Annotated in this window: 21 protein-coding genes; 9 read left to right on the top strand and 12 right to left on the bottom strand. The window is 52.1% G+C overall.

Features of this window, described 5'->3' with window-relative positions; all coding sequences use genetic code 11:
• Positions 1–19: 19 nt before the first annotated feature.
• A complete protein-coding gene (mgrA, locus tag PsW74_RS15245) occupies positions 20–1,081 on the top strand; it encodes an L-glyceraldehyde 3-phosphate reductase (protein ID WP_063288824.1) in 1,062 nt (353 codons plus the stop codon).
• Positions 1,082–1,150: 69 nt separating this feature from the next.
• On the opposite strand, the gene PsW74_RS15250 is transcribed toward mgrA, so the two are convergent.
• Entirely contained in the window at positions 1,151–1,525 is a 375-nt protein-coding gene (locus tag PsW74_RS15250; protein WP_057466242.1) for a carboxymuconolactone decarboxylase family protein, read from the bottom strand.
• A 284-nt stretch (positions 1,526–1,809) separates the two neighbouring features.
• Here PsW74_RS15250 and PsW74_RS15255 point away from each other — a divergent pair, with 284 nt between their 5' ends.
• The 4 genes from PsW74_RS15255 to PsW74_RS15270 all read left to right on the top strand — a co-directional run bounded on the left by PsW74_RS15255 (position 1,810) and on the right by PsW74_RS15270 (position 7,413).
• Positions 1,810–2,937: an alanine racemase gene (locus tag PsW74_RS15255; RefSeq protein WP_063288825.1), complete on the top strand. Its 1,128-nt coding sequence runs from the start codon at positions 1,810–1,812 to the stop codon at positions 2,935–2,937.
• Positions 2,938–3,617: 680 nt separating this feature from the next.
• Positions 3,618–5,909, top strand: a complete 2,292-nt coding sequence (gene pflB / locus PsW74_RS15260) for a formate C-acetyltransferase (RefSeq protein WP_208980784.1) — start codon at positions 3,618–3,620, stop codon at positions 5,907–5,909.
• A 308-nt stretch (positions 5,910–6,217) separates the two neighbouring features.
• A complete protein-coding gene (gene pflA / locus PsW74_RS15265; RefSeq protein ID WP_063288826.1) occupies positions 6,218–6,952 on the top strand; it encodes a pyruvate formate-lyase-activating protein in 735 nt (244 codons plus the stop codon).
• A gap of 128 nt (positions 6,953–7,080) precedes the next feature.
• The gene (locus tag PsW74_RS15270; protein WP_057466239.1) at positions 7,081–7,413 is read left to right on the top strand and encodes a hypothetical protein; all 333 of its coding nucleotides are present in this window, start codon (positions 7,081–7,083) and stop codon (positions 7,411–7,413) included.
• A 60-nt stretch (positions 7,414–7,473) separates the two neighbouring features.
• Here PsW74_RS15270 and PsW74_RS15275 read toward each other — a convergent pair whose 3' ends face one another.
• From PsW74_RS15275 to PsW74_RS15285, 3 genes are all read right to left on the bottom strand, one after another.
• Positions 7,474–8,310, bottom strand: a complete 837-nt coding sequence (locus PsW74_RS15275; protein WP_063288827.1) for a 3-keto-5-aminohexanoate cleavage protein — start codon at positions 8,308–8,310, stop codon at positions 7,474–7,476.
• Entirely contained in the window at positions 8,310–9,650 is a 1,341-nt protein-coding gene (locus PsW74_RS15280; RefSeq protein ID WP_063288828.1) for an aspartate aminotransferase family protein, read from the bottom strand. The genes PsW74_RS15275 and PsW74_RS15280 overlap by 1 nt, the downstream gene beginning before the upstream one ends.
• A 298-nt stretch (positions 9,651–9,948) precedes the next feature.
• Positions 9,949–11,325 carry an MATE family efflux transporter gene (locus PsW74_RS15285; protein ID WP_063288901.1) on the bottom strand — a complete coding sequence of 459 codons (1,377 nt, stop codon included), beginning with the start codon at positions 11,323–11,325 and terminating at the stop codon, positions 9,949–9,951.
• Positions 11,326–11,475: 150 nt separating this feature from the next.
• Here PsW74_RS15285 and PsW74_RS15290 point away from each other — a divergent pair, with 150 nt between their 5' ends.
• Positions 11,476–12,099: a TetR family transcriptional regulator C-terminal domain-containing protein gene (locus PsW74_RS15290; RefSeq protein ID WP_063288829.1), complete on the top strand. Its 624-nt coding sequence runs from the start codon at positions 11,476–11,478 to the stop codon at positions 12,097–12,099.
• A gap of 38 nt (positions 12,100–12,137) precedes the next feature.
• On the top strand, positions 12,138–12,581 hold the full coding sequence (gene aroQ, locus PsW74_RS15295; RefSeq protein WP_063288830.1) for a type II 3-dehydroquinate dehydratase: 444 nt from the start codon (positions 12,138–12,140) through the stop codon (positions 12,579–12,581).
• A 66-nt stretch (positions 12,582–12,647) separates the two neighbouring features.
• On the opposite strand, the gene PsW74_RS15300 is transcribed toward aroQ, so the two are convergent.
• Positions 12,648–13,502 (bottom strand): methyltransferase domain-containing protein, encoded by an 855-nt coding sequence (locus tag PsW74_RS15300; protein ID WP_063288831.1) that lies wholly within the window; start codon positions 13,500–13,502, stop codon positions 12,648–12,650.
• Between the two features lie 226 nt (positions 13,503–13,728).
• Positions 13,729–14,163 (bottom strand): alternative ribosome rescue aminoacyl-tRNA hydrolase ArfB, encoded by a 435-nt coding sequence (gene arfB, locus PsW74_RS15305; RefSeq protein ID WP_057466233.1) that lies wholly within the window; start codon positions 14,161–14,163, stop codon positions 13,729–13,731.
• A 311-nt stretch (positions 14,164–14,474) separates the two neighbouring features.
• Here arfB and PsW74_RS15310 point away from each other — a divergent pair, with 311 nt between their 5' ends.
• Entirely contained in the window at positions 14,475–15,836 is a 1,362-nt protein-coding gene (locus tag PsW74_RS15310) for an aspartate aminotransferase family protein (RefSeq protein WP_063288832.1), read from the top strand.
• A 236-nt stretch (positions 15,837–16,072) separates the two neighbouring features.
• Positions 16,073–16,906: a nucleoside triphosphate pyrophosphohydrolase gene (gene mazG, locus PsW74_RS15315; RefSeq protein WP_063288833.1), complete on the top strand. Its 834-nt coding sequence runs from the start codon at positions 16,073–16,075 to the stop codon at positions 16,904–16,906.
• A gap of 50 nt (positions 16,907–16,956) precedes the next feature.
• Here mazG and PsW74_RS15320 read toward each other — a convergent pair whose 3' ends face one another.
• The 6 genes from PsW74_RS15320 to PsW74_RS15345 form a co-directional block, all read right to left on the bottom strand.
• A complete protein-coding gene (locus PsW74_RS15320; RefSeq protein ID WP_063288834.1) occupies positions 16,957–17,574 on the bottom strand; it encodes a YdcF family protein in 618 nt (205 codons plus the stop codon).
• A gap of 195 nt (positions 17,575–17,769) precedes the next feature.
• Positions 17,770–19,245, bottom strand: a complete 1,476-nt coding sequence (hflX, locus tag PsW74_RS15325; RefSeq protein WP_063288835.1) for a GTPase HflX — start codon at positions 19,243–19,245, stop codon at positions 17,770–17,772.
• Positions 19,245–19,502 carry an RNA chaperone Hfq gene (hfq, locus tag PsW74_RS15330; protein ID WP_008546823.1) on the bottom strand — a complete coding sequence of 86 codons (258 nt, stop codon included), beginning with the start codon at positions 19,500–19,502 and terminating at the stop codon, positions 19,245–19,247. Before hfq ends, hflX begins: the two co-directional genes overlap by 1 nt.
• Before the next feature lie 164 nt (positions 19,503–19,666).
• Positions 19,667–20,545 carry a D-amino-acid transaminase gene (locus PsW74_RS15335; protein ID WP_063288836.1) on the bottom strand — a complete coding sequence of 293 codons (879 nt, stop codon included), beginning with the start codon at positions 20,543–20,545 and terminating at the stop codon, positions 19,667–19,669.
• Positions 20,546–20,872: 327 nt separating this feature from the next.
• Positions 20,873–22,249 (bottom strand): Trk system potassium transporter TrkA, encoded by a 1,377-nt coding sequence (trkA, locus tag PsW74_RS15340; RefSeq protein ID WP_057466224.1) that lies wholly within the window; start codon positions 22,247–22,249, stop codon positions 20,873–20,875.
• 35 nt (positions 22,250–22,284) lie between these two features.
• Positions 22,285–23,652 (bottom strand): sigma-54 dependent transcriptional regulator, encoded by a 1,368-nt coding sequence (locus tag PsW74_RS15345; RefSeq protein ID WP_063288837.1) that lies wholly within the window; start codon positions 23,650–23,652, stop codon positions 22,285–22,287.
• Positions 23,653–23,658 lie beyond the last annotated feature (6 nt).

Raw genomic sequence — 23,658 nt, forward strand, 5'->3', positions numbered from 1 at the left:
AAGTCTGGGAGGACATCTGATGGCTTGGCAACCAGCTGAAAATCGCTATGACGCCATGAAGTACAACCGCTGCGGGAAGAGTGGCCTCAAGCTACCTGCCATTTCCCTCGGTCTCTGGCACAACTTCGGTGAAACCACCCCACATCAAACCAAACGCGAAATGTGCCACACAGCGTTCGATCTGGGCATCACCCACTTCGACCTTGCCAACAACTACGGCCCGCCTCCAGGCAGTGCAGAAACCGCCTTTGGTGAGATCCTGCGCACCGATCTTGCCGGATACCGCGACGAACTCGTCATCTCTTCCAAAGCGGGGTATGACATGTGGCCGGGACCATATGGCGAATGGGGCAGCCGCAAGTACCTTATCGCCAGCTGCGATCAGTCCTTGAAGCGCATGGGACTGGACTACGTCGACATCTTTTATTCCCACCGTTTTGATCCGGACACACCACTGGAAGAGACCATGATGGCCCTCGACCAGATCGTTCGTCAGGGTAAAGCGCTCTATGTTGGCATCTCCTCCTACAACTCCAAGCGCACCAAGGAAGCAGCGAAGATCCTGAAGGAACTGGGCACCCCATGCCTCATCCATCAGCCAAGCTATTCTATGCTCAACCGCTGGGTGGAAGAAGACGGCCTGCTCGACACGCTGGAAGAAGAAGGCATCGGCTCGATCGTCTTTTCCCCGCTCGCACAGGGCATGCTGACCAACAAATATCTGGGTGGCGTTCCGCAGGACAGCCGCGCGGGCAAACACGTCGGCTCCTTCCAGGAAAGCTTCCTCAACGAAACCACCCTGAACCACATTCGCTCGCTGAACGAGATTGCTGAGAACCGTGGGCAGACACTGGCCCAGATGGCTCTGGCATGGGTTCTGCGCAAAGGCCGGGTCACCTCAGCACTGATCGGCGCAAGCCGTAAGGAGCAAGTGATCGACTGTGCAGCCACCATCAACAATCTGGAGTTCACAGAGGAAGAACTGACCGCCATCGATCAGTACGCCACAGAAGCCAACATCAACCTCTGGGCCCAATCTTCCGAACGCGAAGGCCCATCCCGCCCCGCGAAGAAGAAGTAAAAGCCTACAAAGACAAATGGAGTGCGGACGTCAGGTTCGCACTCCAGATGAGAGGTCGAGGAAATTCCTTCAAGACCGCGGATCCAGCCCCTTCTCTTCAAAATACGCGATTGCTGTGTTCAGGCCGTTCAGGGCGGCGGGTACGCCAGCATAGACCGCCATTTGCCAGATGACCTCAAGGATCTCGGAGGGGCGTGCTCCTGAGTTCAGCGTGTGCTCAATATTCATGACCAGTTGCGGCCCTGTATGCCCGCCCATCGCAGTCAAAGCCGCAATGCTGCACAACTGCCGGGTCTTCAGGTCAACCCCTTCCCGGCCATAATGCTTGTCGTAGGCCCAGTCCACCACACTTTCAGACATGCCGGGCACCGCAGCATCATATTTATCAGCAAGCTTCTTCTTCAGTTCGGGATTTAAAATACTCAGGACTTTCTCCGCATTCATAAGCCAGTCTCCTCAAGCCATAAACAACCACCGGTCAGACTTGCCTACCTGCCTCCTCTTGAAAATCGGTGTGTTAATCACCGAGAAGTTGAGGTGATTGCCGCAAATACTCGCTTTGCAGCTCCTCCAGCCCAGCCTGCACCTTGGGCTCGCCAGACCGCCTAAGAAGCTGAAATTGTGAGAAAAGAGAGGCCCCTTACAAAACCGGCAGCACCTACTGTTTATTCCTTCTCAGATCTGCTAGGCATTTTTACGAGGAACACACTGGACTGCGGAGCCGCTGAATGCTTGAAGACCTTCAAACCCCTTGCCTTTTGCTTGATGAAACCGCAATGCGCCGAAACATCAAAGGCATGGCAGACAGGTTCAAACAGATCGGCGTTCCGCTGCGCCCACACCTCAAGACAGCCAAATCCATCGATGTCGCCCGGATACTGCAAGAGCACGGTGCAGACCGCTGGACCGTCTCCACGCTGAAGGAAGCAGAGTACTTTTCCTCCTTTGGCCTCAAAGATATCCTCTATGCCGTCTCCATCATCCCGCAGAAGATGGAACGCATCATGCACCTCAACCGCGCAGGCGCTCAAATGTCCATCTGTCTGGACAGTACCGAGATGGCAAAACACCTTGCTACCATGACGCTGGATGGCCCAAAGCTCCGCGTCTATCTGGAGGTCGATGTGGACGGTCATCGCACCGGCGTGCAGGCAGATCAACAGCGCGCGGTAGATGTCGCTAGATTACTTGCAAACGCATCTAACGTGGAGTTCGCCGGCGTTATGGCCCACGGCGGCGGTGTGAGTTATGCAGCAAACGGCAAGCAGGAACTGGAAGCCGCTGCGAAACAGGAGCGCACCGCAACACTTGCAGTCAAAGACGCCATTCTGGAAGCAGGCCTGCCCTGTTCGCACGTCAGCATCGGCTCCACCCCAACAGCCCTCTTCGGAACATCATTTGACGGAGTTTCTGATGTCCGGGCAGGTGTTTACGTGTTTCAGGATGTGTTTCAGGCCAATCTTGGCATGTGCGCCATGGAAGATGTGGCCGCAACTGTACTCACCAGCATCATCAGCCATGCCCCACACCTCAACCGCATTGTCGTCGATGCTGGCGGACTGGCACTCTCCAAGGATCGCTCCTGCGCAAGCCAAAGCAATGACTGCGGTTTCGGCCTGCTAAGCGATGCAGACGGACACATTGACCCGCTGCTCTACGTGCAAGGTGTCAGTCAGGAGCATGGCTACATCACCACCAGAGACGGAAGCCCTCTTCCCTTCGAACTGTACCCTCTGGGATCACAGCTCCGTGTTCTGCCCAACCATTCTTGCATGACTGTCGCCGCCTATGAGGGGTACCATATGATCGATGGAGACCATGAAGGAGAGTGGTGGCCGCGCTGTAACAGATGGTAGGTCAACCCGTTCCATCAATTATATCGGTCACATCTCATTGAGCCCTACAGATTGTCGCACTAGGAAATTGATTGGCAAAAGTTTTTTCCAATTGCGGCCCTCTGAATCTCCCGTGGATATCACCGTTTACCAATCAAGATTTGTGGTGAAATTGAGTCTTTTTGGCCACCTCCAGGTGCTGCCCTGAACTGTAAAAGTCGATTTTCCACGCCCACCACTAATATTTCAAACATCGCATATCAGCTATGCAAAATTGACCTACCTACATTATACTTACTATAATGTACTTAGAGCGCGCCTAAGTGAAAATGCGGGCGCCCTGTTGCACTGTTTCGCAAACGCACAAAATTCGCGTCTCTAAACACGCAATTTCATAAGTAAATTCATAGAATTAGATCCATTCCAGACCTCTTCGCAACGCACACAACTTGAGCGAGTTATATCACTACCCACAATTGGCCGCCCAATATCCAAAATGTATGCATTTGTATAATTCTGCCTTGCATTTTTTGCAGGTCTGCCAGCCATTTCGGAATTGACATAAATCAAGATGCGGCCCCACTTGAAGCGTACAGTCAATGTCAACAAGCACTGGACGCAAGGAAGCGTAACTCTCTGCAAGCCTTTGGAATTTACTTGTAGCACCACGCTAAATTGCTCAAATGATGAAGGACCTAAAAATGGGCGTTCACCAGAACATCGATAAAGCTACCGCCGACACTCTTCCTTTTCTGAAAGACGACGGACCCAAGGCTTACGCAGGTTTCAAAAAGGGTGACTGGAACAAAGAAATTGACGTGCGCAATTTCATTCAGCTCAACTACACCCCTTATGAAGGTGCTGACGACTTCCTTGCTGGCCCAACCGCTGCAACAACCAAACTCTGGGACAACGTTCTTGAGTTGATGAAAGAAGAAAACAAGAAAGGCGTTCTCGACGCTGACACTGAAGTTGTTTCTTCTATCGTTTCCCACGCACCAGGCTACATCAACAAAGATCTCGAAAAGATCGTTGGTTTGCAGACCGATGCCCCATTGAAGCGCGCTTTGATGCCTTACGGCGGCCTGAAAATGGCAGCAGCCGCTCTGGAGAGCAATGGTTACAAACTCTCAGAAAAAACCGCTGAGGTCTTCTCTAAGCACCGCAAAACACACAATGACGGTGTGTTCGATCTCTACACTCCGGAAATTCGCCGCGCTCGTTCCGCTGGCATCGTAACCGGCCTTCCAGATGCTTATGGCCGTGGCCGCATCATCGGCGATTACCGCCGCGTTGCGCTGTACGGCATCGACAAGCTGATGGAAGACAAGAAAGCACAGCATGCTTCTCTGGACGGCAACGTCCTGAATGAAGAAACACTGCGCCTTCGTGAAGAAATCTCAGAACAGTACCGCTCCCTCGCTGAACTGAAGGAAATGGGCGCTGCACACGGCTGCGACATCAGCCGCCCTGCAGAAAACGCTCAAGAAGCTATTCAGTGGCTTTACCTCGGCTACCTTGCTGCGATCAAAGAGCAGAACGGTGCAGCCATGTCTCTGGGCCGCACAACCACCTTCCTTGACGTATACATCCAGCGCGATCTGGACAAAGGCATCATCACGGAAGATGAAGCACAGGAACTGATGGATCACTTCGTCATGAAGCTCCGTATGGTTCGCTTCATGCGTACTCCAGATTACAACGCGCTGTTCTCTGGCGATCCGGTATGGGTAACTGAATCCATCGGTGGCATGGGCGTCGATGGCCGCACACTGGTCACCAAAAGCTCCTTCCGTGTTCTGCAGACCCTTGTGAACCTCGGCCCTGCACCAGAACCAAACCTGACCGTTCTGTGGTCCGAGCATATGCCTAAGGGCTTCAAAGACTACTGCTCAAAGATCTCCATTGAGACCTCTTCTGTTCAGTATGAAAATGATGACCTGATGCGTCGTTATTGGGGTGATGACTACGGTATCGCTTGCTGTGTATCTGCAATGCGCATTGGCAAGCAGATGCAGTTCTTCGGTGCACGTGCCAACCTTGCAAAAGCAATGCTTTACGCAATCAACGGCGGCATCGACGAAAAAACTGGCAAACAGGTTGGTCCAAAAGCGCACCCAATCACCGGCGACGTGCTGGAATGGGATGAGCTGGAACCACTTTACGACCAGATGCTCGACTGGATTGCAAAGGTCTACGTTCAGGCGCTGAACTGCATCCACTTCAGCCACGACAAGTACAACTACGAGCGCGTTGAAATGGCGCTGCATGACCGCGACATCCTGCGCACCATGGCATGTGGTATTGCTGGCCTGTCCGTTGTTGCTGACAGTATCTCCGCAATCAAAAACGCGAAGGTCAACATCATCCGTAACGACGAAGGTCTCGCAGTTGATTACGAAATTGAGGGTGATTTCCCTTGCTTCGGTAACAACGACGACAGCGTTGATGTGATTGCAGAAGACATCATGAAGAAGTTCATGGGTAAGATCCGCAATCAGCCAATGTACCGCAATGCGACACCGACACAGTCTGTCCTGACCATCACATCCAACGTGGTGTACGGTAAGAAGACTGGCTCTACTCCGGATGGACGTAAAGCAGGTGAACCGTTTGCACCGGGTGCAAACCCAATGCATGGCCGTGACCAGAAGGGCGCAGTGGCTTCCATGAAGTCTCTCTGCAAACTTCCTTACGAAGACAGCCAGGACGGTATCTCCTACACCTTCTCCATCATCCCGGGCGCACTGGGCAAGGACGAAGCTGAACGGATCGACAACCTGTCCCACCTGCTCGACGGTTACATGCATGACATGGGTCACCACATCAACGTGAACGTGTTCGACCGCAAGACCTTGGAAGATGCGATGGAACATCCTGAACTGTACCCACAGCTCACCGTTCGTGTCTCCGGTTACGCAGTGAACTTCATCAAGCTGACCCGTGAACAGCAGATGGATGTGATCAACCGTACATTCCACGGTCAGCGCTAACAGCACTGGGCCAACGGTCAGCGCTTATAACGCTCACCTCTCAATTTCCAAGACAAGGCGCGGGACTCAGTCCCGCGCCTTCTTTGCTGCGACAAATCCGCTGAAACGTGCTCCAATTGTTCAAAATGAGTGCGACAGGAGCGCACATGCACCGAAAATGGATGGCTGCGTTGCACAATTTCATCTTTAAAAACAAGGTCAAAGGCCTTACTTTTAAAGCATTATAAAAAGCAGAAGCTGCCCGAGGAAAAATCCTCACTCCCTATCAAAAACAGGCCGCTCGCAAACAATGATAAAGGACGCCAGCCATGCAAGACACCATGGGCTATGTTCACTCAGTAGAAACAGGCGGAACGGTAGACGGTCCGGGCCTGCGCTACATTGTGTTCACCTCTGGCTGTCCGCTGCGCTGCCTGTACTGCCACAACCCGGACACTTTGAAACTGAAAGCTGGCAAACAATCCTCCGCCTATGAGCTTTTGAAGGACATCTCCACCTACCGCACTTATTTTGAAACCGGTGGCGGCGGCCTGACCGTGAGTGGCGGTGAACCTATGGCACAAAAAGAGTTCCTCAAAACGCTTCTTTGGGGCTGTAACCAGATGGGCGTTCACACCACCGTGGACACATCCGGCTATCTGCACGCCAACCTCGATGATGAAACCATCGACATGGCAGACCTCTACCTGCTCGACATCAAATCCTGGGTGCCAGAAACCTACAAGAAGGTCACCGGCGTTGAAGTTGGCCCGACCCTCGAGTTCGCAAAGCGTTTGGAAAAGATGGAAAAAGACGTCTGGATCCGCTTCGTGCTCGTACCAGGCCTCACAGACGCACCTGAGAACGTCGAAGGCGTCGCAAAGTTCGTCTCCGAGCTTGGCAACGTGAAGCGCGTTGATGTGCTGCCCTTCCACAAAATGGGCGAACACAAATGGCAGTCCATGGGCAAATCCTATCAGCTCAAAGACACCAGCGAGCCATCAGCTGAAGAAACGGAAGCCGCAAAAGAAACTTTCCGTAAGTACGGACTGGACGTGCACTGAACATCTGCCATGCTTAGGCCACAGGCGCCCCAAAGATACCTGTCGATTACATAGGTTCTCCTGAATTTTAGGAAAAAGTCGCCACAATACATACTCAGACTAGCCCTCGAAAACATGGGGGCTTTTTCATGAAAAAACGAGTTATCCTCGGTGGGCTGGCTATGCTCACCGCAAGCGCATCAGTTGCAGATGCAGGCTTTAATCAAAGCAGAGCGGAAAAATTCGCCAGGAAAAACGAAAAACATATCATCTGCTACTACCTCTACGGCTTGACGAACCAGAGCAGCAAGCAGGACATCGCCAGAGGCGTCATCACAGCCATGGCCTATGCCAAAGGCATGAAGAAGCAGGAAGCCATCTACGCCCTGGGCTACGGCTCCGGCAAGATCTCCGCCATTCTGGAAGCCGACCCAGACCACCGCGAAGACCTGATCGAAGAACACAGCAAAGACTGCAAATAACAAAAAGGCTGCTATCGGTGTGATAGCAGCCTTTTGAATTCTTGGTCTCGAAATCCCACTTTACTGCGGTTTTCCAAGCACTCTCAGTACGTCATCCTTGGAAACAGCACCTTCATATCCCATTTCACTGCGGATATGAGAGACCACCTGAATACGCTCCGCATTGTCCCTGGCAAGCTTGCCAGTACCGTGCCACAAGCTGTTCTCAAAGCCGATCCGCGCATGTCCACCATGACCAAACGCCAAAGCACCACACGCCGTCTCAGCCCGCCCAAAGGCGCAAAGCATGAACGGGTTGTCCTGCGCGATATGAGCTGCATCATCGCGAGCGCTAAGGAAACCAAGAAGGTCACGTGGATCGCTCTCCTGATCCTTAGCATAACGGCCAAGCACATAAAGCTGGCTGCCATACCCGGCCGGAACAACCCCCTCACCCATCAGCAGATCGAGACGAGCTACATCTTCCGGAGCATACAGGATATGCTGAACCGCACGGCCCGCTTCCTTCGCTTCATGATAGAACCGGCGCGCCAGATCCATATCACCGCCTTCCAGCGCCATTTCACGCATGGCAACAGAAACAGCCTCAGGCTCTACAGCAGCAACAACATCATACTGTTCCTGCGCACTGTACCGACCAACAGCTTCAGTGGTGATCTGAACAGCCAGTTCAGGGCATTTGGCCGTCACTTCAAGGATAAGCTCCTTGTAAAGACCAGAATCCAGAACATGCTGCCCCTCTGCACCGCGCACATGGGCATGGAGGGCATCAGCGCCTTCCGCTTCCACGCTCACTGCGCAAGCAACGACATCTTCAATCGTCACCGGCAGCTGCGGATGATCCGCTTTGCCACGACGCGCACCATTCGGCGCACTCATGATGAGCCGCTTTGTCATTAGATAGAAACTCCGGCCTGCGTGAAACTCTCTTTCATTGCAAGGCTTAGCTTCTCAACGATCTCAGTGATATGACTGTCATCAATGATGAATGGAGGAGCAAGAAGAATGTGATCCCCCGTTTTGCCATCAACCGTACCACCCATCGGGTAACACATCAGACCAGCCTTCATGGCATTCTGCTTCACTTTCGCATGAAGCTTTAAGGACGGATCAAGCGGCTCTTTCGTATCCCGATCCTTCACCAGCTCAAGAGCACGGAACAGACCACGGCCACGAATGTCAGCCACATATGGGTGCTGACCAAACTCATCATGCAGCGCAGCAGAAAGCTTCTCACCCATGGTGCGCACATGCTCCATACGGCCTGGAGCCGTCAACTGGTCCATCACAGCAGCACCAGCAGCAGCAGCCAGAGAATGCCCCATGTAGGTATGACCATGCTGGAAGAAGCCAGAACCCGTCGCGATGGTGTCATAGATCTCTTTAGAACAGAGCATTGCACCAAGTGGCTGATAACCAGCACCAATCCCCTTCGCGATAGCAACGATATCCGGGCGAACCTCATCTTCGTTGCATGCGAAAATATGACCGGTGCGGCCCATGCCACACATCACTTCATCCAGCACAAGCAGGATGCCGTATTTGTCACAGATCTCGCGAATACGTTTCAGGTAGCCCTTAACAGCCGGTACCGCGCCCATGGTTGCACCAACAACAGGCTCAGCAAAGAACGCAGCAACCTTCTCCGGTCCAACACGCAAAATCTCTTCTTCAAGAAGATTGGCGGAACGCTGCCCGTATTCTTCGAGCGTTTCACTCTCTTCCTTGTAGCGATAAGCGTAACAAGGATCGATATGAGACATTTCGATCAATAATGGACCGAACATTTCACGGCGCCACTTGTTGCCACCAGCGGAAAGCGCTCCCAGCGTATTTCCGTGATAGCTCTGCCAACGCGCAATCATATGTGAGCGTTGGTGTTCTCCCTTTTCAACAAAGTACTGCCGCACAAGTTTAACAGCAGACTCCATTGCCTCCGATCCACCTGAAACCAGATAGACACGGTCAATGCCTTCAGGAGCTTGGGCCACCAGTTTATCGGCAAGCTCTTCCGCCGGCTCACTGCCAAAAAAGCCAGTGTGAGCGAACGAAAACTTATCCAGCTGGTCCTTAATCGCGTCGATCACTTGTTCATTAGAGTGACCAAGGCAGGAAACCGCGGCGCCCCCACAGGCGTCAAGGTATCTCTTACCAGTGGAATCAATGAGGTAGCACCCGTCGCCTTTAGCAGCTGTTGGTAGTGTTACACGGGTGTTTCTAGGAAAGATGTGGCTCATTTTACAGCCTCCGGGCTGTAGCTCTGTTGTTCGATTGACCGTCCATAGACACGCAAAACTACGCGTGACATTTTGCACAGGCACCACATTGCCTACGTCAAAGTACTTGTCCATAAAAAACTATGAAATATCTCCAGATTGTGATCGGAGACACCCGCACAAAAGACAGTTGAGATATTTTACTACAAATTCCGGCAATAAAATTAGACGGAACCACACCCAACTACGCAAAACCCCGTGCAGCTTACGTGAAAGTTACTTAGTCGCCGAAAGACTCACTCAGTAAAATCTGAACGACCTAGAGCACGCCCGAAGCCGTACGCCGTGTCTGACGAAGTATCCAGTGTGGCTTTTTCTGCGAAAACATCAAAAGCGTCATGACCAACGTCAGCGCTTCAGCCACAGGCAGAGCATAAAACACGCTCATCGGGCCAATCACAAACCACAGGACGACAATCAGCAAAAGCGGCATAACCAGAGACCGGGACACCGCAATCAGTGCCGACTGGGTCGCACAATGCATACCTGTAAAATAGCCGGAAAACGCGATGTTAACCCCGTTGAACAGGAAGACAGGCCAGATCACACCAATGATCTCAATCGTCAGCTCTACTGTCGACTGATCTGCACCTCCAACAAAGGCACTTGCCAGCAACATGGGCTGGAAAATCAAAAGACAAGCCAGCAGCAAGCCAACAACGAAGTTAGTCCCAACACCAAGCGACAAAAACTGATAAATCCGCCGCGGTTTTCGTGCACCAAAATTGACACTCACCAGAGGCCCAAGCCCCTCACCCACACCATAAAACACCATAATACCGCTGAAGAACAGATAGTTCACAATGGTGAAAGCAGCCACGCCTTGCGCACCAATTTCGGTAATCAGGATCCAGTTGAACAGGAACACGACTATACCACCGGAGCTCTCATTGATGAACTCAGACAGGCCATTATAGGCAGCCGTGTACATCACTCGCCAGGATCCAAAGGGCCGTAGAAATCGCAACTTGGCGCTTTTATTGGCGAAATGCAAAAGCAGAAACAGCATGCCAGCCTGACTGGCCAGCCCCGTTGCCAGCGCAGCACCCCAAACGCCCCATCCCAGATACCCGATCATCCAGGCATCCAGCACAATGTTGACCACAGTGATCATCACCATGCCGGCAAGGGAAAAGTTGGGGCGACCGTCAACGCGGACGAAATGCGACAGCGCAACCGCAAGGCTCAAACCGGGAAAGAACCAGGCAACGGTGAAGATATACGTCTCCACCATCTCAGCAGTCTCCGTGTTTGCACCAAGCATCCGTGCAGCTGTTGGTGTAAAGATAAGCAGCAATGCCGCAAACACCACGGAAAAGGCCAGGACGCTGATCAGTGCCTTCATAAAGATGTTGGAGGCATCTCTTTCCCGTTTCTCACCGATGAACTTGCCTGCCATCACCGCAGCGCCAACGGTCAACATCACCACCACGCCAAAGTAAAGCGCGAACATAGGCGTAATCAAGCTGAGCGCAGCCAATGCCGTCGCACCAACAAAGTTTCCGACAAAGATGCCATCAACAATACTGGCAGAAGCAATGGAAATCATGCCAAGCACAGCAGGAACCGCAAACCGGAAAAATTCTTTCGCCGGATGTCCTTTGGTCATCTGCTCGTTTGCCATTGCCACTGACATGTTTTCACCTTTGCCTACGAGAGTGCTCTCCCACATTTCCAATCAAAATTGATAAGAAATTGAATTTGAACGATCGATCAACTTGGACATATGCTCAATTTCATGCTATGTCAAGATTGACCAATTTAAAGAGCTAATCTGGAACGCTATATGGCCTATCTGGCGAAGGAAGAACGCCGCAAAGCAATCATTCTGGCAACGCTGGACGTTGTGAAGGAAAATGGGTTTGCTGGCATCACCACCCGCGCTGTAGCCAAACAGCTTGGCGCCGCAACCGGCATTGTTCATCACCATTTTAAATCACTCACAGACTTAAAGTGCGAAGCCCTGCGCTACCTCTCTCAAAAGAACGGCGATAATTGCATCTCGGTCTCCAAAGATCTTCCACCGACACAAGCCCTGCTCCGCCTCATCAGCTTCAATGCAACTCCTCAGGAAAAGGCAGAGACCAGCATATGGATCAGTGCAGCAGATGAAGCCAACAGAGAACCGGAGTTTGCCCGTGTCTACGCTGAAGAAACCAACAAAATCCAGGAATGGATCTGCAACAACCTCAAGGAAGGCATCCGCACCGGCGAGTACGCCCTCACCTTACCCGCCGAACTTGTTGCATGGAAACTCATGTCACTGGCCTTTAATCTCTACGACGTGTCCAACCTGCCCGACACAGATCTGACGCCAGACATGGCCGTCCAGATCCTTAAGGAAGAACTGAAGTCAACACTCGGCCTCAACAGCAAAGACCTTGCGTCTCAGCTGCTTTCAAGCCATTAAGGTGAGACTTGATCACCGCACAACTTCAGAGAGCTTTCATGAAGAAGATCCTCATCCTCAATGGACCGAACCTGAACCTGCTTGGAATGCGCCAGCCAGAAGTTTATGGCTCCACCACCCTTGCAGAAATTGAAGATCAGTGCCGCGCCCACGCAAAACAGCTCGGCCTCGACATAGAATGTAAGCAATCCAACCATGAAGGCGAGCTGATCGACTGGATTCACGAGACCCGCCAGACGCGGACCGCAATCGTGCTCAATGCAGGCGCTTATACCCACACCTCAATTGCAATCATGGATGCAATCGCCAGTGTGGAACGCCCGGTGATCGAACTCCACCTCTCAAACATCCACCAGCGGGAAGAGTTCCGCCACACTTCCTACATCTCCAAGGTCGCAAACGGAATGATCTGCGGTCTCGGCGCGCACGGTTACACACTTGCCATGGACGCTGCACTTCGAATTTTGGAAGAAGAAGACTAAGCAACAGTTCGGCTCAGCCACTTTGTCTCATCGGGCGAACTCAGAAAACTCAAGCGCTCTATGAGTTCATTTGCCGTTATACTGTGCAACAACAACAAGCCCCAGAACGGGCTTTCCATCCTCAAAACGCGGCGTAATTTCATCCAGTTCAATAAGTGTAAAGTCGTTATCCGCCAGCACCTTGCGTAGATAATCAGCAGAATGGGCAAACCTTCCACGATTGCTCATCACATATGGTTTTTCTGAAAAAGCCTCGTCTGCCGCTGTTTCCGTTGTGAAAATGACCTTGCCATTAAGCTCAATGTTCTTCGCAAGGCCAGCGACAGCCTCCTCCAGTGCCCCAAGATAAATAAATGTATCGCCAGAGATGATTAAGTCCCAGCGTTCATCCCAGTCGTTCTGCAGGAATTCAGTCAGATCATTCAAATAAAGATCGTCATAAAGACTTTTCTGATCGGCCTTCTCAAGCATCCCTTCAGAAAGGTCTACTCCCGTCTTATGCAGTACAAGATCGCCGATTACCTCAGTGCACAAACCAGTGCCACACCCTAAATCCAAAAGGCGTTTAAACCTGCCCTCTGTGAACTTGCTGACCATCTCCTGAATAATCAGAGGCACCGCATAGTTGAGCTGTTTCGTCAGGTGCTGATCAAAGTTGTCTGCATAATTGTCAAAAGTCTTGCTCACACACTGCTCAGGCACTGTGTCAGGTGTGTAATTCTCATCGTTCGATCCAGATGCTAACTGCTCTTGCTCGATAGCGCTTAAATCCTGCTCTACATTTTTTAAAGCAAGCTGCTCAGCTTCTTCGGTCTTACCTGCCTCTTTAAGATCCTGCACCTGGCAGTCGATCAAGAACTTTTTGAGCGCAGCATGTATTGGATTGTCTTCATCGTCTGAATTGAAATTGATGTTCATCATCGTGACATGCCTCTGCCTAAAGCAAACAAGGTGTTTTTCATAAAAGGACTAGATCAAAAAAAACATGATGAAGACTTACGTTGCTTGATAAATATCTCTTTGTATTTTTGTCAGACAGTTTGGATGCGCTGTTGTTTTTTGGTCGTCCCGTGGGGCGCGACAGGCTCACCCTCGCACTCATAAGCATATGGGCGATTAGCCTTACCGGAGGAGCCAAGCCTTCAAATCAGTCGTAATTCTTGGAACTACGCAGCTTCTTGATGTTGCCGCGCTGCTTCTTCCCTTCCATTCGCCGGCGCTTGGAGGCCAGCGTTGGCCGTGTGGCTTTGCGCGTCTTGGGCACATAAGCTGCTTTGCGAATAAGCTCCAGCAACCGCTCCAACGCATCTTCTCGGTTGCGCTCCTGCGTGCGGAAGCGATCAGCTGTCAAAACGACCTCGCCCTTCAGCGTCAGGCGTGAGCCTGCGATCTTGCGCAAACGAGTCTTTAAGTCATCCGGGAGAGTCGCATTTCCATCCAGATTGAATCGCAATTGCACGGCAGAAGACACTTTATTCACGTTTTGACCGCCCGGTCCGGACGCCCTGATGAAGTCTTCTTTGATGTCGCGTTCCTCAATTGAGTAGCGCTCATTCACCTTTATTTTTTTGCGCTCGCTCATCTGGCCCGCCCGTTACATCACGCATGCATAGCATTGATTGAAATAAGAAATTTTACTCTTTGGTCAAAAAACAACCAGTAAAGCAACAGTGCACGCTATAATACCAGCCCCTCAGATTTGCAAAGTTTTACGCAACATAGCCACGCTCCACCGCAGGTATAGGCGAACGTATAATGCACGTATATGTTTGATATCGCTTGATTTAGTCAGTTCTTCTACCTAGTCTCGAATCCATATCCTGCCAGAGGGTAAAATAATTAAGGCGCTCAGCCGAACAAGCAATATTCGTCTCAAGCGTTACTGGAGGGGAAATGACAGAGACTAACATATTGGCGCGGGACGAGATCCAAGAGATCACCGGCCTGACTACAAACAACCTTGATGCCTACTGGATGCCATTCACGGCAAACCGGCAGTTCAAGAAAGATCCACGCCTTCTCGTGAAGGCCAAGGACATGCATTACACCGCCGCCGATGGCCGTCAGATTCTGGACGGCACAGCAGGCTTGTGGTGCTGTAATGCTGGCCATGGACGCCAGAAGATCGTCGAAGCTGTGCAGAAGCAAGTCGCCGAGCTGGATTACGCACCTGCCTTCCAGATGGCACATCCAAAGTCCTTCGAGCTCGCGGCCCGTCTAGCAGCTCTCATGCCAGACCCGCTGAACCACGTGTTCTACACCAACTCCGGTTCCGAGAGCGTTGAAACCGCCCTCAAAATGGCACTGGCCTACCACAAGGCTAAGGGAGAAGGCTCACGGACCCGCCTGATTGGGCGCGAGCGCGGCTATCACGGCGTCAATTTCGGCGGCATTTCTGTTGGCGGCATGGTTGCCAACCGCAAGCAGTTTGGTGCGATGCTCGCTGGTGTTGATCATATACGTCACACCCATGGCATTGCAGGCAATGAGTTCAGCAAGGGCGTGCCGAAAAACGGCATTGAGTACGCTGAAGATCTCATGCGTCTCATCCAGCTCCACGACCCATCCACTATTGCAGCAGTGATTGTGGAACCAGTTGCGGGCTCAGCTGGTGTGATCCTTCCACCAGAAGGCTACCTGAAGCGCCTACGCGACATCTGTGATGAGCATGGCATCCTGTTGATCTTCGACGAAGTCATTACCGGCTTTGGCCGTCTGGGCACTCCGTTCGGTGTCGATTACTTTGACGTCATCCCGGACCTCGTCACCACAGCCAAAGGCCTCACCAGCGGCGTTGTACCAATGGGTGCGGTGTTTGCCAGCTCCAAGGTCTATGACGCATTCATGACCGGCCCTGAGCATCTGATCGAGCTGTTCCACGGCTACACCTATTCAGCTCATCCACTTGCCTGTGCAGCTGCTCTGGCAACGCTGGATGTCTACGCTGAAGAGGAGCTGCTCACACGCGGCGCCAAAATGGCCGCGTATTGGCAGGACGCCCTTCACTCCTTGCGCGATTGCCCGAATGTAATCGACATTCGTAACATCGGCCTGATTGGCGCAATCGAGCTGGAGCCGATTGCAGGAGAGCCAACCAAGCGTGCATTCACCGCCTTCCTGAAAGCTTATGAGAAGAATATTCTCATCCGCACCACAGGCGACACAATCGCAATGTCTCCACCACTCGTCATCTCAGAAAGCGAGATCGACGTACTGGTTAGCACACTACGCGACGTCCTTAAGAATCTGGATTAAGTTCCTGTTTCAGCATGGAATTTCAAAGAGGCGCCCCGGCGCCTCCTTTTTACATACCGCAACGTTATAAGTAACTTAAACGCACACTCTAAAGTTAATCCTTATTAACTTTAACCAGTTCCTGAGCAGCAATTCACCACATATCCCAGCAAGCATAACAAAGCCCCTCGCCATGAAACCACGAGGCTGATAATGTGCGGCCCGAATTACAAAAGCTCTCACGCACCAGGACTCCCATGCTACCTTCCCGCGACATTTCCCGCCTCATCGAAATCATGAAAGCCCTCAGAACACCTGAGACCGGCTGCCCTTGGGATCTGGAGCAGAACTTCAAAACCATTTCGCCCTACACCATCGAAGAGGCCTATGAAGTTGCCGATGCAATCGAGCGTGAAGACCTGAGTGATCTGAAAGAAGAACTGGGAGACCTGCTTCTTCAGGTCATTTACCACTCTCGCATGGCCGAAGAAGAAGACGCCTTCGCCTTTGGCGACGTGGTTGAAGCCATCACCAAAAAGATGATCCGCCGCCACCCGCATGTGTTCGGAGATGACGAGCAAAAAGCAGCGGGCTTCCCGAAAGGCACATGGGATCGCATCAAGGAAGAGGAAAAGCAGGAGCGCAAACAACAACGCGCTGCAATGGGCCTCATTGATCAAATGCCACGCTTTCTGGATGAAGTGCCATCCGCATTCCCAGCTCTGACAGAAGCCGAAAAACTCCAGCACCGCGCCTCCAAAGTTGGGTTTGATTGGGGCGCAGCAGAGCCCGTCCTCGACAAGATCAAAGAGGAAGTCGAAGAACTCACCGTTGAAGTCACAGCCAATACGCCAGACCGCAGAAAAATCGAAGACGAACTCGGCGACGTGCTGTTCGCAATCGCCAACCTCGCCCGTCATCTGGAAATCCAGCCAGAAGCCGCCCTCAAACGCACAAACGCCAAATTCCGCCGTCGCTTCGCCCACATAGAAGACGCAGCAACAGCCGAACAACGCCCGCTCAAAGACCTCTTCCTCGACGAGATGGAAGCCCATTGGCAAGCAGCCAAGAAGTTTGATCCGGCAAGCTGAAGAATATCATCGGGCGAGCAGACACCATGTTCGCCTGAAACTCAGTCCATTCATTCAATCAAAGGGCATGTCTCTGGATTCAGCTCGCACAGGTATCCAACCTTAAGATACGGCTGTATCTTGCCCCACTCCTCCAAAACCTCAGCCACAAACTCTGGATGAGCAGACCAGTCAGCCACGTCCACCGGATACTTGTTTGCAGGCGCAATCATCTTGATTACCCCCGGCCAATGCCGCTCCAACGTCATCAAATAGCGACGGGACGCGCTCACACTACCAACGGCAATCACGGAGCCAATGGCCTCAAAAAGCCCAAGCTCCTTCAAACGCTCAATTGAGAACGCTACATTCTCACCCGTATTCGTCGCGCTGGCCTCCAAAATCATGTGGTGCCTTGGCACACCGTCAGCGACAAGTGCCTCACACATCTCATGCGCCTCAAGTTGCCCTGACGCTGTGTACTCACCACCAGTAATCAGAACTCGCCCAACAAGCCCATCACACCACAATTGCACCGTGACCTGAACCCGCGCCTCAGCACTTCTGTGAGACCCAAACAGCAAACACAGATCAGCCTTTCGGATCTCGGTTCTGACAAGCAAATACCGATCAATCTCAGCGATCAGTTGAGGTGTAAGCTTTAAATGTGAATTGGCTGCGCAGGTCATGACATAACCAGACTAACGGCCAAAACAACAACCAGCAACGCTACACCAAACAATACTCCTTCAAATCCCTCACAAGCAGAAAGGCTGGAAGACCGCGCATAACGCGGATGCCTACGGCATATCCCAGCCCACCAACAAAAAAGCCCCACTCGCATGAGCAGGGCTTTCTTGTTTTCATTCGTCTCTCAGAGGCAATCAGATTGGTGAGTAACCACTGTCGTCATCCTCATCACCATCTTCTGAAGTCGGCTCTTCAGCCAGCTCCAGCCCGGTCACGAAGTATTTCGCGAAACGCTCCCGGACGCGAGATCGATGCGCATCAGGGACGCGAACAGACAAGCGAATGCCGTCCTCTGTATCGTCGCGCGAAAGGATCTCGCAGTTCTGATAGAGCCATGCATGCCCCTGCCCATCGCTGTGCGGCAGAACCATCGTCACGGTATCCAGCTGCTCAGCCAGACGCGTCTCGATGCGGGCAATCAGATCTTCGATCCCATCACCACTCAGAGCAGAAACCGCAACCGGCCCCTCATCAACCGAGTTACTTTCCAGCAACTTGGCGCGATGTGCCTCGTCCAGCATGTCGATCTTGTTATAGACCTCAATGACACGATCACTCTCAGACACTTTAAGACCAAGCATCTCAAGCGTTTCATTCACATCCTGAGACTGCGCCTTGGTGTCTTCATGAGCAATATCGCGCACATGAAGCACAATATCAGCCTGAATAACCTCTTCCAGCGTCGCCCTGAAAGCAGCCACCAGATTGTGCGGCAACTCGGAAATGAAGCCAACCGTGTCTGACAGAATGACCTCACGGCCATGCGGCAGCTTCAAACGGCGAAGCGTAGGATCAAGCGTCGCAAACAGCAGATCCTTGGCAAACACCTCCGCATTGGTCATGCGGTTAAACAGCGTAGATTTGCCCGCATTGGTGTAGCCAACAAAAGCGATGACCGGATGCGGCACTTTCTTACGTGCTTTGCGGTGAAGCTTACGGGTGCGCTGAACCTGCTCCAGATGCCCTTTCAGCAGCGTGATACGATCCTGAATGATACGCCTGTCGGCCTCAATCTGGGTCTCACCCGGACCACCAACAAAACCAAGACCGCCGCGCTGACGCTCAAGGTGGGTCCAGGACCGCACCAGACGGGATTTCTGCCAACTCAGGTGAGCAAGCTCGACCTGCAGGCGACCTTCCTTGGTCTGCGCACGTTCACCAAAAATCTCCAGAATAAGACCCGTCCGGTCAATAACCTTGGTGTTCCAGTCTCGTTCCAGGTTTCTCTGCTGGATTGGGGTGAGCGGATGATCAACAACAACCAGCTCAATCTCTTCGACATCAATTCGCAAGCGGATCTCTTCCACCTTGCCTGAGCCAAACAGACTTCCCGGTTTTACATTTGCCAATCGAACCAGACTTGAGGAGACAATCTCCAACTCGATTGCAGCTGCTAGTCCAACAGCTTCTTCCAGTCTGGCTTGTGGGCTGCGCTCGGCACCAAAGGGGCGCTCAGGAGCACCTTTCCCTCTCGCCAGAGCTCTACTTTGAATAATCGGTACGATGACGAGTGACCGGGTTCCCCGGGTCACTTCGTCTTCGCCGGCCTCAACATTCGCATCGCGTTGCTTGCGGTTCAGACCGGCCTCTTTTTTAGATTGGGGCTTCATCAGCCTCCTGCTTTTTCGCCTTCTTCTTCAGCTGGTTCGAACAGCTGTATAGGGCTATTTGGCATGATTGTTGAGATAGCGTGCTTGTAAACGAGCTGGGAGTGCCCGTCACGACGCAATAATACGCAGAAATTATCGAACCAAGTAACTACACCCTGCAGTTTTACACCATTGATCAAAAAGATTGTCAGTGGCGTCTTCTGCTTCCTGACATGATTTAAAAATGTATCTTGAAGATTTTGAGCGCGGTCAGCCATAACTATTTTTTTCCTGTTCTCAGTGGACACGGCCGCGGCATCCACCATTTACTGTTCCCATCCTCGAAACGGCCAAGTGACACTCACAAACACAAGAGAGATGCCCCAACACTAATAAGGTGCGCCGTCTTTCCTAAGTTCCCTTCAGCAAACACCGGAGGCACTTAACCCCCGGCAACCGTCAGTTTAATCAACTCTGACGCTTCATGGAATGATTTTCTTAAGTCTTGAACGATTGGACCGGGCTTACCATCACCCAAAATTGTTCCATTTACTTTCACGACGGGCATGACAAGCCCCGATGCACTTGTTAAAAATGCCTCTTGCGCACTTTTTGCCTCTTCCAGAGAGAAACCGCGTTCTTCTACGGAAAAGCCTTTCATTTCCGCCAGTTTTAGAACGCCCGCTCTGGTAATTCCTTTTAAGATTCCGTGGGTAGCAGGTCGCGTCACCAAAGTGCCGTTCTTTAGAATTATCCAAGCATTGGTTGAACCGCCTTCAGTTATCAGGCCTTTTTTATCCACAAACCATGCTTCGCGGGCACCAGACTCCTTAGCCTTTTGTTTAGCAAGGACATTAGGCAAAAGACCAACAGTCTTGATATCGACCCGGTCCCAACGATTCTCTTCAACCGTAATGACCCCAACACCCTTGGCCGCAATTTGGTCCATTTTGTGTGACGGCACCGATTTTGCAGTCATCACAATAGACGGTGGAGTATTAGCTGGCGGGAAATAATGGTCGCGCGGAGCCACGCCGCGCGTAACCTGCATGTAGATCAAGCCGTTCTTCACCCGGTTGAGCGAAATCACTTCCTTCATCACCCGCGTCAAGGCCCCACGTGACATAGGGGCTGAAATCTGCAACTCACTCAGTGACCGATCCAGCCGGTCCAGATGGGCGCTCATGTCCACAATCTGGCCTCTCCAGACCTCACACACCTCATAAACGCCATCAGAGAACTGGTAGCCCCGGTCTTCCACATGCACGGCTGCATGAGAATGTGGCACATATTGTCCATTTACGTAGGCAACACGGCTCATCAGCCTCTCCTGTTCAGGAACATTCAACAGGTTACATCTAAGGGCATTTACTGAATACTATCAAGTGGCTAACAGCAGATAAAACTAGATATTTCCGAGTGGGATCACTGAGAAAACCTGAGCTTCCGTTTTGGGAAGCTAAAACCAACCTACTATCCGGGCGTTTAAGCCAGAAATACTTAAAATCACAGGTTTATAGACGGGAAGAAAAAACAAAGGCCACGACACCTCTGCTGGCCAGTCGCGAACACTCGCGTTTCAGGCTTAACGACTTGATGTTCCGGCACTTTCATACGAGAGCGCCGGAACCATGTAGCAAAACTGGCTCTAGAAGAACTCCAGTGACACGCGGAACATCTGCTCCACCTGACGCACCTTGTCTGCAATAGCAAAAATCACAACGCGGTCATGGGCCTGGATACGCTCATCGCCGCACGGTGTCACCACCTTGCCATCACGCAAGATTCCACCGATGCGAATGCCTTCAGCAAGCTCAACCTCACGTAGGGGACGACCAACGAGCGGCGAAGTATCCAGCGCCTCAGCCTCAATCACCTCAGCAGCACCGTTTTGCAGCGCATGAACTGCCCGAATACGGCCACGGCGCACATGCTGCAAAATCTTGGAAATCGTCACCTGACGCGGGTTCACAAAGGCATCAATGCCCAAAGCATGCGCAAAAGCTGGATAACTGGTGTTGTTCAGCAGGGAAAGGTTCCGTTCACAGCCCATTTTCTTAGCCATGACGCAGGACAGGATGTTCACCTCATCTTCATTGGTCAGCGCCACCATCATGTCGGAATCTTCGACATCCGCTTCCTGTAACATCACCTGATCTAGCGCACTGCCATGCAACACCACAGTTCTGCGCAGTTCATCCGCAATACGAATAGCCCTATCGCGGGAATGTTCGATAATTTTTACTTTGGTTCTGCTTTGCTTCTCCTCAAGACGGCGAGCAACATAAGCACCAATATTACCACCACCAGCGATAAGAACACGCTTAGCTTCAGGCTCTTCATGCCCAAAGATGCTCAGTGTACGGCGCACCTGACCACGTTCACAACAAACGTAAACCAGATCCCCTTCCCGCATCATATCAGAGCTGTGCGGAACAAAGACCTTGCCTTCACGCGCGATACCAACAACAACAGCCGACAGATCCGGGAACAACTCGGTCAACTGGCGCAGTGGCGTATCCAGCACCGGACAGTCACCACCACAGTCGATCCCGACAATGATCATGTTATCATCCGCAAAGCGCACCGTTTCCATTGCACCTGGCAGCGACAAGCGCCGCAGGATCATCTCACCCACTTCGATTTCAGGAGAAATGATCACGTCGATCGGCATGTTATCGCGCGAAAACAGATTGCGGTAATGGGATTGCAAATAGCTTTGCGCACGCACACGCGAAACCTTGATCGGCACGTTAAACAAAGAGTGCGCCACCTGACACGCAACCATGTTGATCTCGTCATACAAGGTCACGGCAATAATCATGTCAGCCTGATCAGCACCAGCCTGCGCCAGCACATCCGGATGCGCACCATGGCCAATAAAGCCGCGCACATCCAGTGTGTCACGAATGGCATGAACCAGCTGTGGGCTGGTATCAATCACAGAAACGTCGTTCTGCTCCGCTGCAAGTTTTTCGGCAATGCCGTACCCAACCTGTCCGGCGCCACAAATTACAACCTTCATAATTCAGTCCTTTGCTCCACCTCAAAGCTCACCAATCAGGTGAGACCAAGAGACTTGAGCTTTCGGTGCAATGCTGACCGTTCCATACCAATATATTCAGAGGTACGCGAGATATTACCGCCAAAACGCTTAACCTGTGCTTGCAGATATTCACGTTCAAACTGTTCCCGTGCTTCACGAAGTGGCAAGGACATCAACTCTTCACCGCCAGAAGACCCCGGCATGCTTGGTACAGTCGATGCCACCTCAGCAGGCAGAAGATCCGCTGTAATCACAGCTTCTGAATCAGCCCGTGTCAGGATCATCAAACGTTCAACATTGTTGCGCAGCTGGCGCAAGTTCCCTGGCCAGTCATGCGTTTGCAGCACAGCCATCGCATCTTCACCAATCCGGCGCATTGGCAGACCAGTGGAGTTGGAAATCTGCTTCATGAAGAAATGGATCAGCTGAGGAATATCCTCACGCCGCTCTTCAAGCGCAGGCACCCGCAGCGGCACAACAGCCAGACGGTGATAGAGGTCCTCACGGAACAAGCCTTCCGCAATCCGGTTTTCCAGATTGTAGCCACTGGAAGACAAGAGACGCACATCCACCTTCACCTTGTTGTGGCCACCCAGACGGGTGAAGGTCTGATCCACCAGCACACGCAGAATTTTATTCTGCGTCTCCAGCGGCATATCGGCAATCTCATCAAGATAGATGGTCCCGCCATGCGCCTCTTCAAGCGCGCCCACCTTGCGCGGTGTGGAGTCAGTCTCTTCAATGCCGAAGAGCTCCTCTTCCATCCGCTCCGGTGTGATATTCGCCGCAGAAAGCACCACAAACGGTGATTTGGAGCGAGGAGACGCTTCATGGATCGTCCGCGCAACGGTCTCCTTGCCAGAACCAGACGGCCCGGTGATCATCACACGGCTGTTGGTCAGACAAATGCGCTCAATCGTCATGCGCAGGTTGTTAATGGAGGACGAACTGCCCACCAGATTGGAAACGTCGCCAGCACGCTGCTTCAGTTCCTTGATCTCGCGCTTCATGGAAGAAGCTTCCAGCGCGCGCTCGGTGATCAGAACCAGCTTGTCTGCCTTAAACGGTTTCTCAATGTAATCGTAGGCGCCTTTTTTGATCGCAGATACCGCTGTCTCCACGTTGCCGTGACCAGAAATGATCACAACAGGCAGATCAGGGTTTTCTTTCTTGATCACCTCAAGCACTTCAAGCCCGTCGAGCTTGCTGCCCATGAGCCAGATATCAAGAATAATCAGAGAAGGACGACGGTCCGCAATCGCAGCCAACGCCGCATCACTGTTGCCAGCGGTGCGGGTATTATAGCCGTCATCCTCTAAAATTCCGGCGATCAGCTCACGAATATCTGCTTCATCATCAACAATCAGAATGTCACTTGCCACGGCTTA

The sequence above is a fragment of the Pseudovibrio sp. W74 genome (genome assembly GCF_001623085.1).
In the GTDB taxonomy this organism is placed as follows: Bacteria; Pseudomonadota; Alphaproteobacteria; order Rhizobiales; family Stappiaceae; genus Pseudovibrio.